This window comes from Limosilactobacillus reuteri subsp. simiae, from assembly GCF_020784875.1.
Taxonomy (GTDB): Bacteria; Bacillota; Bacilli; order Lactobacillales; family Lactobacillaceae; genus Limosilactobacillus; species Limosilactobacillus reuteri_H.
Genome location: NZ_JAJGUI010000091.1, coordinates 1 through 12,083, shown reverse-complemented (window position 1 = coordinate 12,083; position 12,083 = coordinate 1). Strand labels below are relative to the sequence as shown.

Annotated in this window: 10 protein-coding genes, 1 pseudogene, 1 riboswitch and 1 other annotated feature; of the genes and pseudogenes, 2 read left to right on the top strand and 9 right to left on the bottom strand. The window is 40.2% G+C overall.

What is annotated here, in order from left to right; genetic code table 11:
• Positions 1-9 precede the first annotated feature (9 nt).
• The gene (locus tag LMC10_RS02645; RefSeq protein ID WP_229268846.1) at positions 10-642 is read left to right on the top strand and encodes a deoxynucleoside kinase; all 633 of its coding nucleotides are present in this window, start codon (positions 10-12) and stop codon (positions 640-642) included.
• A 34-nt stretch (positions 643-676) separates the two neighbouring features.
• On the opposite strand, the gene LMC10_RS02640 is transcribed toward LMC10_RS02645, so the two are convergent.
• The 3 genes from LMC10_RS02640 to pepV form a co-directional block, all read right to left on the bottom strand.
• On the bottom strand, positions 677-1,726 hold the full coding sequence (locus LMC10_RS02640; RefSeq protein WP_229268845.1) for a glycoside hydrolase family 73 protein: 1,050 nt from the start codon (positions 1,724-1,726) through the stop codon (positions 677-679).
• 88 nt (positions 1,727-1,814) lie between these two features.
• Positions 1,815-2,327 (bottom strand): universal stress protein, encoded by a 513-nt coding sequence (locus LMC10_RS02635; RefSeq protein WP_003670800.1) that lies wholly within the window; start codon positions 2,325-2,327, stop codon positions 1,815-1,817.
• A 25-nt stretch (positions 2,328-2,352) separates the two neighbouring features.
• Complete coding sequence (gene pepV, locus LMC10_RS02630; RefSeq protein WP_229268844.1) at positions 2,353-3,756, bottom strand: dipeptidase PepV; 1,404 nt, start codon at positions 3,754-3,756, stop codon at positions 2,353-2,355.
• 88 nt (positions 3,757-3,844) lie between these two features.
• Between pepV and LMC10_RS02625 the strand changes: the two genes are divergently transcribed.
• The gene (locus LMC10_RS02625) at positions 3,845-4,705 is read left to right on the top strand and encodes an NAD(P)H-hydrate dehydratase (RefSeq protein WP_003670798.1); all 861 of its coding nucleotides are present in this window, start codon (positions 3,845-3,847) and stop codon (positions 4,703-4,705) included.
• Positions 4,706-4,769: 64 nt separating this feature from the next.
• On the opposite strand, the gene LMC10_RS02620 is transcribed toward LMC10_RS02625, so the two are convergent.
• From LMC10_RS02620 to LMC10_RS02595, 6 genes and pseudogenes are all read right to left on the bottom strand, one after another.
• Positions 4,770-6,419 (bottom strand): putative polysaccharide biosynthesis protein, encoded by a 1,650-nt coding sequence (locus tag LMC10_RS02620; protein ID WP_087215525.1) that lies wholly within the window; start codon positions 6,417-6,419, stop codon positions 4,770-4,772.
• 114 nt (positions 6,420-6,533) lie between these two features.
• A complete protein-coding gene (locus tag LMC10_RS02615) occupies positions 6,534-6,797 on the bottom strand; it encodes a type II toxin-antitoxin system HicB family antitoxin (RefSeq protein ID WP_003664210.1) in 264 nt (87 codons plus the stop codon).
• Positions 6,798-6,861: 64 nt separating this feature from the next.
• Positions 6,862-9,282, bottom strand: a complete 2,421-nt coding sequence (leuS, locus tag LMC10_RS02610) for a leucine--tRNA ligase (protein ID WP_229268843.1) — start codon at positions 9,280-9,282, stop codon at positions 6,862-6,864.
• 60 nt (positions 9,283-9,342) lie between these two features.
• Positions 9,343-9,551: a binding site (T-box leader), on the bottom strand.
• A 52-nt stretch (positions 9,552-9,603) separates the two neighbouring features.
• Positions 9,604-10,791 carry a methionine adenosyltransferase gene (gene metK, locus LMC10_RS02605; RefSeq protein WP_003664212.1) on the bottom strand — a complete coding sequence of 396 codons (1,188 nt, stop codon included), beginning with the start codon at positions 10,789-10,791 and terminating at the stop codon, positions 9,604-9,606.
• Positions 10,789-10,901, bottom strand: a riboswitch (SMK box riboswitch). Its footprint overlaps the gene before it by 3 nt.
• Positions 10,902-10,951: 50 nt before the next feature.
• Positions 10,952-11,491 (bottom strand): annotated as a pseudogene (locus tag LMC10_RS02600) (DNA-3-methyladenine glycosylase I).
• A gap of 2 nt (positions 11,492-11,493) precedes the next feature.
• The coding region (locus LMC10_RS02595; protein WP_229268842.1) for a transposase at positions 11,494-12,083 on the bottom strand (590 nt) is incomplete at its 5' end.

Sequence of the window (12,083 nt, the reverse complement as noted above, 5' to 3'; positions counted from 1 at the left end):
GGGGCCATTATGGTGATTATTACAGCAGGGATGATTGGTGTCGGTAAAACAACTTTAACTGGGAAGATTGCCGAACACTTACATACAAAAGCATTTTTTGAACCAGTCGGAGAAAATCCAGTTTTACCACTGTATTATAAAAATCCAAAACAGTACGGCTTTTTACTCCAAATTTATTTTTTAAACAAGCGTTTCTCAATGATTAAACAAGCACTTACCGATGATAACAACGTGCTTGACCGTTCTATTTACGAAGATGCCTTGTTTACGCGAGAAAATAACGCCGAGGGTAATATTACTGATACTGAATTAGAAGTATACTTAAAGCTTCTCGACAATATGATGAGTGACCTCCAACAGTTACCTAAGCGCGCACCAGACTTAATGGTTTATTCTGAAACTGATTTTGAAACAATCTTATACCGGATTAAAAAGCGCGGGCGGGATTACGAGCAAATTGATACTAATCCAGAGTTAAAGGATTACTATTACAAGATGTGGAGTGCCTACAAGCAATGGTACAAGGATTACGATGCTAGTCCAAAAATGAAAATTGATTTAGAGCGTTATGACCTTGAAGATCCTAAGAACGTTGATGCGGTCTTAACAATGATTGATGAACGGTTGAAGTCATTACGCTAAATAATTGATAAGAGCATGATTAGAGGTTTGCCTTTTAATCATGCTCTTTCCTTTTCTTCAATAAACGACGAAACATTTCAATCATTCCTGCCGTCCCTACTCCACCAAGCAAAGGAACATATTGAGGGATATTAACATCGTTCTTTCTCGCTTGAACGGGATGTTTGGTAACAATTGGCATCGCCTCACTCTCCTCTTTCCTGTCAGTTATTGGAACAGGATTAGCCCTTTCATTGCTGGTGTTAACTTGATCATCATATTTAGTAAGTTGGTAAGTATCAATCAGCTGGTTTAGCTTCCGATCATACTCAGGATCTGTTGCATATCGTCCGCGAAGTGCCCGTGTAGCTTCACGATAATTTTTGGTATTTTGACGGTGAACTCCTTGATAAAGTGGGTCTTCTAATGTTTGCGCATAATCCCTTAACGCTTCGTATTCACTTGCATACTGTCGAAAATTACTAATAACCTGAAACTTATGGCCCTGCTTATCATACTCAGTCGTGGGTTGAGCAACTGTTTGGCGGGCAAAATACCCCTTAACCCCAAAAAGATTATTATTAGGCGCCTTGCCCAACGTACTGCATCCCCAATCACTCTCTAAGGCCGCTTGCGCAATAATAATTGATGGGTATAAATCATGCTCCCGACCAATTTGTTGAGCAGCTGGGGCTATTCGATTAATAAATCGTGCTTGGATTGGGGATGGTTGTTGAGGCTGATAAACCTGCTCATCTTTTTTATTTTCTTCTAGCAGCTGCCTTTGTTCAGCAGAGTTTTCAGTTGAAGATTGAATAGTTTCATGCTCTGGCTCTTTCTCTGTACCTGTCAAAGCATTATTTTGCTCATTTGCCTTTGCTTGAGCAGCATTTTCATATTCTGTTAAATAAGCATCAATATATTCTTCATCATGATTAGCTAAGGCTTCTTCGTCAATCGGCTTTGCACGTTTCACATCTTCATTTGCATCAAATTGTGCTTGTTGGATAGCGTCCGCTTTAATCGGTTGCCCATTAAGACTTGTTAAAACAATTAATGCACTCGTAATAGCACGGCGGTTTAACACAATAAAACACTCCTTCATAATGTCCTATAGTATATATACGTGAAAATTATGAATTTGCATTTTTAAACTAGAAAAGACTAGAAGAAAATTCCCCTAGTCTTATGCTTTACATTTCAGGATATGTCGTTTCTTTGATATCCAATTTTTGATTCTTCAAGTTTGTCTTAACAACGGTAACGTCACATGGTGCTTCACGAATAGTATAGGCAGCCGTTGAACCCACAAGCAGACGACCGACAACATTTAATCCGGTTGCGCCAATAATGATTAAATCAATATCATTTTCTTTTGGATAACGTTCCGCAAGTTCAACCTTAGCGTTACCAACCTTGACATCAGTTTTGACATCTTTTATTCCAGCAGCTTCTGCTTTTTTCTTGTAGTCAGCTAGCTTCTTTTGCATCGTTTCGATTGCTGAATCATAAATACTATGACTAACAAAACCGTACCCACCAGGACCAGTACTTGGATAACGTTCACCATTAATAATACTTAGTAAATACAACTTGGCATCATTGGTCTTAGCAGTGTCAACCGCTTTTTCAAAAGCCATATCAGCTTGCTTGGAACCATCGACACCAACAAGAATATTTTGATAACTCATTCTTGACACCTCCATCTTCTGCCTTTATTTTAGCACAAAATTAATCAGTAACGAGATTATTAATTGCTTCCATGTAAATTGCCATCGATGTAATTAAATCATTCACAGGTTGATATTCATTAGCCTGATGCATTGTATTTGGCGTATGTGGCATTAAAGCACCAAATGCAACACCCCGCTTCATCAAACGACCATAAGTTCCTCCACCAACAACTTCTGGTTTTGCGTCTGTATCTCCAGTTTGATCAATATAAGCTTGCATCAATGTCTTAACGATTGGATCATCTGGATCAACATAATGTGGAGCTTGGGATGGGCCTTGCGTAACTTTAATTTGTAATTTATCAGCAATCGCCTTTACAGTATCCTCTAACTTATCTGGTGTCATGCCTTTAGGGAAGCGGAAGTTCATATCAATGTGACCACCCTTGTCCGCATCGAAGTTTAAGATTCCGGCATTCATAGTCAATTCACCCATTACTGGATCAGTGTAAGCACCATTAAACCCATCCATTCGCGTATCTAAATGAAGATAGTCAGCTAAGAATTCAATGAAACTCTTTGCGCCTCCACCAAAGTCATATCGATTTAAGAACTTTGCAAGGTAGGTTGCTGCATTGATTCCCTTTTCTGGTTCCATTCCATGGGCAGCTTTTCCAATGACAGTAATCTTAAGACCTTTATCTGTTGATTCAATATTACCTTCAACCGGATTTTCTTCAATAAAGTGACCAAAATCATTCGTAACTTCTTGAGGATTATCTGTCCGCATAAGGGCAACTGCTTCCCGCGGTACCATGTTGAAACGCAAACCAGATTCAAAACTAACTAGTTGTGTTGAGGCATCCCCATTGCCAGCAGGGACATCAAGTAAGAGTGATACTTGACCCTTTTCACCATTAATTACTGGAAATTCCGCATCTGGTGAAAAACCAAGTGTGGGGGCTGGTTCGACTTCAAAGTAACGATGCATTCCAGTCCAATTACTTTCTTCATCAGTTCCAACGATAAAACGAACTTTCTTGTTAAACTTTACGCCTTGATCTTTCAAATACTTCAAGGCATAGTAAGCAGCCATTCCAGGTCCCTTATCATCAGAAGCACCACGACCATATAAGTTGCCATCCTTGATAACTGGGTCAAATGGATCTGTATCCCAACCCTTACCAGCAGGCATTACATCAAGATGGGCTAAAATGGCAAGTGTCTCATCACCTTCACCCCATTCAGCATATCCAACAAGGTTATCGATGTTCTTTACTTTAAAACCGTCTTGTTCTGCCATCTCTAAAAATGCTTTTAGCGCTTGAGCAGGACGAGGACCAAGCGGGTATTCATCTGTTGCCGCTGAATCATCACGGACACTGGGGATCTTCATTAATGCTACGAGATCATTTAAATAATTTTCTTTTTGCGCCTCTGCGGCTTTCATCCAATCAGTCAAGATTAATCCCTCCAAAATATTCTACTTTGACTAATTTTAATGATACCATTAAATTGTCTATTAAATAAAATAATAAGGAGTCTTAACTGTGAAAAAACTTACTGACCAAATCTTAAAGGATGTTATTACTCCCCGTCCTGAAAACAGTTTTAAAGGTACTTTTGGGAAAGTTACTCTTATCGGCGGCAATCGTAATTTTGGTGGCGCAATTATCATGGCATCAACCGCGGCCGTCTGTGCTGGAGCTGGGCTTGTAACAACTGCAACTGATGAAATCAACGCTAGTGCCCTCCATGCGCAGTTACCAGAAGCGATGTTCGCTGATTTTACTGATGATGCCCTAGTTGCTGACCTTACTAAAGCTGCTACCAGTGTGGTCGTTGGGCCAGGCCTCGGAAATGATGAAACAAGTTTACGAATTTTGAAGAATGTTTTTGCTCATACAACCGAGAAACAAAATGTGATCATTGATGGGTCGGCAATTACCCTGATGGCGATGGAAAAGCTTGAACAGCCACAAGGAAATATCATTTATACTCCACATGAAATGGAATGGCAACGACTCTCTGGAATTAAAATTGGCGATCAAACTGAAGATAAGAACAAGGAAGCCCAAGAAAAACTTAGTGCTACCGTTGTCTTAAAGAAGCACCACACAGAAATTTATACTGATGACCAAGTATATCAATTGCCAATCGGCACCCCCGCTCAAGCAGTTGGTGGAATGGGGGATACTCTTGCTGGAATGGTTGGAGGTTTCACTGCTGAATTTAACGAGAAGGCAGACAAAGCCGTCCTCGCTGCCGTTTATGCGCACAGTGCGATTGCGGAAAAGATCGCCGAAAGCCAGTATATCGTTCTCCCTCACCAAATTAGCCGTGCTCTCCCAGCCTTCATGAAAAAGATGGAGGGGATGAATGAAGACCACCATATTGGCTTTTTAAATTAAGAAATTTTAGGATATAAAAAAGGTTCAGAGCAAATTCTCACTCTGAACCTTTTTGTGTGCATTGTTATTTAATGTGTAAAATCGTTCGTAATCTTGCTACTCGTGGTCCCAATAGCTGGTCGGCTAATCGGGACTTTAAGCAGAGATAGAGATAAATTCCTGCTCCGACTATTACTCCTGGAATCAAGGAGAAGAAAGCAGTATAGCGCCCATATGGACTAACAAAATGGCCAATGATTAACATTACAATCTTTGTCCCGGCAAACATCACTAAGGAGTAAGCTAAAATCTGGTTAGTTGGCAGGGCCATCTTATCAAAACGTAGGTGGAATTCCATATTAAAGGAATGCAAGATCAAATAGTTAATCACGAACATTGAAATCCCAGTTGAAACCAGTGGTCCTAATCCTTCAAAAATCCAAATACAAGGGAACTGGAGGATAAATTTAATTACGATTCCAATGGCTAAGAACATCATCATCTTCTTATTCTCAGAAATCCCCTGCATCATTGCTGCGGCTACAGTATACAAGCCTAACATAATCGAAATGTAAGCCGCAAATTGCAGTACTACGACCCCTGCCGCATCATAACGGTAAAAGACGGTGTAGATTTGCTGAGCAACCGCGGATAATCCAAGAGCTGCCGGAATCATCACGAAATAGAATAACAAGAGAACATTTTGAATCTGTTTTCGCATATCCTCTTGATCGTTCTGAGCCCGGGCTGTCGCAAGCAAAGGAATAACTGTTGCGGCTAATGCAGAAGCCAATGAAATAACAATCATGTAAAGCTTATTGGCATTAAACGCAAACAATGCATAAGTAACATCCATCTGATACTTAGTAAAGTGACCGACTAATGGCATCATCCGCTTAAAAGTATATTGATCAATTAATTGGAAAATCGTTACCCCTGATTCAATAATGATGAACGGAATTGACTGATAAATAATCTTAAAAATTAATGTTTGGGTTGAAACTTCAGTATTTACTTCACCTTGTGCCACTAAGTCATTCATTTCGCGTTGGTGACGCATCCAGGCAATTCCTAAGACGATCACTGCACCAATTGCCCCGATAAAGGCCGCAAATGTTGATTGGGAAACGGCACTAACCCAATTGCCATTTTGAATCTTCATAATGAAATAAGTGGCCGCCAGCATATAAATAACCCGGAAAAGCTGTTCAACAAATTGTGAAATTGCTGATGGTGCCATCCAGTTATACCCTTGTAAAAATCCTCGGGTAATCGACATCCCCGGAATAATCAAAATAGCCCAAGCTAATGAGCGAATAACCGGAATCATATTTGGATCTCCATTATCCATTAAACGAGCCCCAAACATCATCACCGTCGTACAAATTACACCCATTGCCATTGCAACGTACATTCCAGAATGATACAGTCGGCGACTAACGCCATACTGATTTATTCCGTTATAATGCGCGACCATTTTAGAAATTGCAGAAGGAATTCCCGCCGTTGCAATCACTAAAAACATATTATAAATATTGTACCCCTGAGCATATAAGGCATTCGCTTCGTTGCTGTAAGCTCCTAACCATGTAACCCACGGAATAATGTACAGCGCCCCTAAGATCCGCGAAGTAATACTACCAGCTGTCATCCAAGCTGATCCTGTAATCATTTTTGTTCGCGAATCTTTTTTAACTGCGGTGCTGCTCAAATCATTTACTTTATTTTCTTCCATGATTTGTTGCAATCCTACCTTTTTTATTTTAATCGAGTTTACACAATCCTAATCATTTTATCGTGAATAAAAAGCTGGTGCAATTCGATTTATCGTTTTTAATATTTCTTTAACCTAGTATTGTTCCAAATCGACAGTTACCATTTTAATGATTTGATCTGGATGTTGTTGCTTTAATACCTCTAATGAGCTTACGGAAGGGGCTTCTTCAAAGTGGCCGAGTTTATCATTAAGGGTAATTGCTAAGCCCAATTTAGCAAAATCCATCGCCTCATCCATTGTTTTCCCCTGGGTAAATGCTTCCGGCAAATCTGGAAAATCAACTTGAATTTCATTATCTTTCGGGGTAAAAATTGCTGGATAACTCACTATTTCCATAATTTATATCTCCTCAAATAAAAAGAAGCAGGAAAACATAGATTCCCTGCCCTTTATTAATTTACTATTTTGCAACAATGTTAACGATCTTGTTAGGGACAACAATGACTTTCTTAATATCCTTGCCGTCAGTAAACTTCTTAACATGTTCGTTTGCTAAAGCAAGTTGTTGTGCTTCATCGCGGTCAGTATCCTTGGCCATCTTAATCTTAGCCCGTACCTTACCGTTAACCTGGACGATCATTTCAACTTCGTCTTCAACTAAAGCTTTTGGATCGTAAGTTGGCCATGGTTGGTAAGTGATTGTATCACTCTCACCAAATTGACTCCAGAGTTCTTCAGCCATGTGAGGCATGATTGGTGCAATCATCTTTACAAAGCCTTTCATGTATTCAACTGGTAAATCATCAACCTTGTAGGCTTCATTTACAAAGACCATCAATTGAGAAATAGCCGTGTTGAAGTGCATCCGTTCGTAGTCTTCGGTAACCTTCTTAACAGTTTGATTGTAAACCTTGGTAAGCTTACCATCATTGAAAGTGGATACCCGGTCACGGAGGTGGTTATTATCATCCATTAACAACCGCCATACACGTTGAACCCACTTATTAGCACCATGAAGTCCCTTTTCATCCCAAGGTACCGATTCTTCAAGTGGTCCCATGAACATTTCGTAAAGACGTAAAGTATCAGCCCCATATTGGTCAACAATGTCATCAGGGTTAACAACATTACCTTTGGACTTCGACATCTTTTCATGGTTTGAACCAAGAATCATCCCCTGGTTAACAAGCTTCATGAATGGTTCTTTAGTTGGGACGAGACCGAGGTCATAAAGAACCTTATGCCAGAAGCGAGCATAGAGCAAGTGAAGAACAGCATGTTCAGCTCCACCAACATAGAGATCAACTGGTGACCAGTAATCAAGGGCTTCTTTTGAGGCAAATTCCTTGTCATTATGAGGATCAGTGTACCGAAGCCAGTACCATGATGAACCGGCCCATTGTGGCATCGTGTTAGTCTCACGAAGACCATGACGACCATTTTCGTCATAAACGTTAACCCAATCTTCAACATTTGCTAATGGACTTTCACCAGTTCCTGATGGTTCGATGTTATCAGTCTTTGGCAATTCAAGTGGGAGTTCGTCTTCTGGAACTAATGAGGTTGTCCCATCATCCCAGTGGATAACTGGAATTGGTTCACCCCAGTAACGTTGCCGACTGAAGATCCAATCACGAAGACGGTAGTTAACTTTCTTATGACCAGCATCGTGTTCTTCAAGCCAATCGATCATCTTTTGCTTTGCATCAGCAATGTTTAAACCATCAAGGAAGCCAGAATTAATGTGTTTACCATCGCCATCAAAAGCACCTTCTGACACATCGGCTCCTTCAATAACAGGCTTAATTGGCAAGTCAAACTTAGTAGCAAAGTCATAATCACGTTGATCTCCGGAAGGAACAGCCATTACTGCCCCAGTTCCATATGAAGCAAGCACGTAATCACTAATCCAAATTGGCAGTTTTTCACCGTTAACTGGATTAATAACGTAAGAACCAGTAAATACACCAGTCTTGTCCTTGTTTAAGTCAGTCCGCTCAAGATCAGAGCGCCGTGATGCTTCTTCCTTGTACTTTTCAACTTCCGCCTTGTGTTCAGGGGTCGTCAATTGGTCAACTAATTCTTGTTCGGGAGCAAGAACAACATAAGAAGCACCAAAGAGCGTATCTGCCCGCGTCGTAAATACTTCAATCTTAGTATCTTCATCCCCCACAACTGGGAAAAATACTGAAGCACCTTCTGAACGACCAATCCAGTTACGTTGCATTTCCTTAACGCTTTCTGGCCAGTCAACAAGGTCAAGGTCATCAATCAAGCGGTCCGCATAAGCAGTAATCTTTAAAACCCATTGACGCATTGGCTTACGGTAAACGGGGTAGCCACCACGTTTTGTCTTGCCATCTTCAACCTCTTCGTTGGCAACAACTGTTCCACCCATAAAATCAGGGGCCCAGTTAACCATAATTTCACTTTCGTAAGCAAGCCCCTTCTTGTAGAGCTGTTCAAAAATCCATTGAGTCCACTTGTAGAACTTAGGATCAGTCGTATTTACTTCACGGTCCCAGTCATATGAGAACCCAAGTGATTTGATTTGGTCACGGAAATGATCAATATTTTTGTTCGTAAAGTCCTTAGGGTTATGGCCAGTCTTTAATGCATATTGTTCAGCTGGTAAACCGAATGCATCCCACCCCATTGGATGTAAGACATTAAATCCTTGCATCCGCTTCATCCGTGACATTACATCCGTAGCTGTATAACCTTCTGGGTGACCAACGTGGAGTCCTTGACCAGATGGATATGGGAACATGTCTAATGCATAATACTTCTTTTGGTCCTTATTAAGGTCTGCTTTAAAAGTTTCATTCTTCTTCCAAAACTTTTGCCACTTTTTTTCAATCGTCTTATGATCGTAAGCCATATTTTCTACTCCTTATTCTGATTTTAATAATCGTAATAAAAAAGTCCCGTAGAAATCAATCTACGAGACGAAATAACTCCGCGGTACCACCCGTTTTCCATGGAATCCATGGCGCTTAGGACCTTAACGCGGTAAACGTCATTACCTACTAAAATTCAGTAATAATCACATTTAGATGAGTTCGTAAATGACCAGTCTCCTGTTCACACCACCACAGGATCTCTGCTGACCTCGTCAAAAACTACTATTTCTATTACGATCAAATATTTAACGCCTATTTTAACAACCACCGTTAATGATTGCAAGCGTGTAACTAAATTATTAGCCTAAAATTTCTTTTAATTCATCAACTTTATCAAGGTGTTCCCATGGTAAGTCCACATCAGTTCGACCAAAGTGACCATAAGCAGCAGTTTGCTTGTAAATTGGCCGCTTCAAGTCGAGCATTTCAATAATTCCAGCTGGACGTAAATCAAATACTTTTCGAACAGCGGCAATTAATTCTTCTTCTGAACGGGTACCGGTACCATAAGTATTAATCATGATCGATACGGGTTCTGCTACACCAATAGCATAAGCAACTTGAATTTCTGCCTTCTTAGCATAACCCGCTGCAACAATGTTTTTAGCAATGTAACGAGCAGCATAACTAGCAGAACGGTCAACCTTAGTAGCATCCTTTCCAGAAAAGGCTCCACCACCATGATGGGCAGCCCCACCATAAGTATCAACAATAATCTTCCGTCCTGTTAAACCGGCATCCCCTTGAGGCCCACCGATTACAAAGCGACCTGTTGGATTAATGAAGTACTTAGTTTGGTCATCAAGGTACTCAGCTGGAATGACTGCTTCAATCACTTGTTCTTTAATATCCTTTTTAATTTGGTCAAGTGAAACCTCTGGATCATGCTGGGTACTTAAAACAACAGTGTCAACACGTAATGGCTTGTCATTCTCATCGTATTCTACAGTTACTTCGGCCTTTGCATCTGGACGAAGGTAAGAGATAACGCCATCCTTACGTAGTTGAGCAATCTTACGCATTAATTTATGGCTTAAAACCAATGTTAATGGCATATATTCAGGTGTTTCGTCAGTAGCGTAACCAAACATTAATCCTTGGTCACCAGCACCAATCTTATCAAGCGGATCAGCTTCACCTTCACGCGTTTCTAAGGAGTCATCAACCCCTTGCGCAATGTCTGGTGATTGTTCATCGATCGCAGTAATAACAGCACAGTTATCAGCATCGAAACCGTACTTGCCATCTGTATAACCGATCTTACGAATTGTGTCCCGCACAATCTGTTGGATATTAACGTAGGCCTTAGTAGAAACTTCACCAAAGACTAATACTAGTCCAGTAGTAACTGAGGTTTCAACTGCAACCCGTGAATCAGGATCCTTCTTAAGCAATTCATCTAAGATCGCGTCACTGATTTGGTCAGCAATCTTATCTGGATGTCCTTCTGATACTGATTCGGATGTAAATAAATGTCGTTCTGCCATTTTCTAATTCCCCCATATTCTATTGAAACTTTCAAATAGTTTGTAGTTGCGGTTACAAGGCATCTTCACGTTCAGACGTGAATCCTATCGGGAATTGCTTTATAACGAGAATAATCTTAGCATAATTGTCAACCAACAATCAATGTTAATCCTTACATTCTTACTTTAAACGGGCATTGACCATTCCCACCGCTGTCATGAAAGAGTAAATAATTGTCGGACCAACAAATTTAAATCCATCCTTCCGCATTTGCTTGGCTATTTCTTCTGAGGCCGGCGTTTTAGGAGCTAATTCAATATCGGCAGTTAACCCCAAGTCTTGCGGTTGATCATCAACAAAGTTCCACATATAATCATCAAACGTCCTTCCCGCTTTCCGTAATTTTAAAATCACTTATGCATTATTAATTACTGCTAATATTTTACGACGATTACGAATAATAGTTGCATCCTCGCATAATCGATTAATATCTTCATCGGTAAAGGATGCCACTTTTTCAATATTAAAGTTCGCAAATGCCCGGTTAAATGCTTCTCGTCGCCGCCAGATTGTTTGCCAAGTTAAACCGGCCTGAAATAATTCTAAAGATAACATTGCAAATAACTGCTGGTCATCATGAACTGGAAATCCCCAGTAGTGATCATAATAATCTTGCATTTCTGGTGTCGCATTTGCCCATTGTGGTCGTTTAAGTGTCATTATTAATACCTCTTTTTTGTTTTTAAAATAAATAGAGGCCGGGAATTAACTATTAATTTTTGGCTCTCAAACAGTAAAATCCGGACTATGATTTTTGATCGGTTCAAAAATCGTAGTCCGGATTTTAAATTATTTATGAAATTAGTCTCCAATCGACTAATTGATTGGCCAAATTTCGTTAGATTTAATGCCATCAGGGCTAGCCCAATGTCATTTTCCACAGCCCGTTGGCCACGGAGATGAGTTCGGCGTATGCCAAAATCCCTCTTCATATGACCAAAGACTGGCTCAACGTCGAACTTCCGTCGACGATAAATTGCCTTGCCTTCGTCACTTGAGAGGGTATCTTTAACTTTAGCTTTATAATAATTCCAGGTTGGGTTAACCTTCATATAGCGTTGCCGACCACTCGGTGTCTTCGCTAGTTCATCTAATTTAACTGATAGTTGATGTTTATCAGCACGATAGATTTTAAAGTCACGCTTAAAGCCATACTTATCAGTGGATTTACTATAGCGATAAAAACTAAAACGAACTCCTTGATGATCAATGTAGTAGTCGTCATTAGCGTTATATTCCCAATTCTGTGACC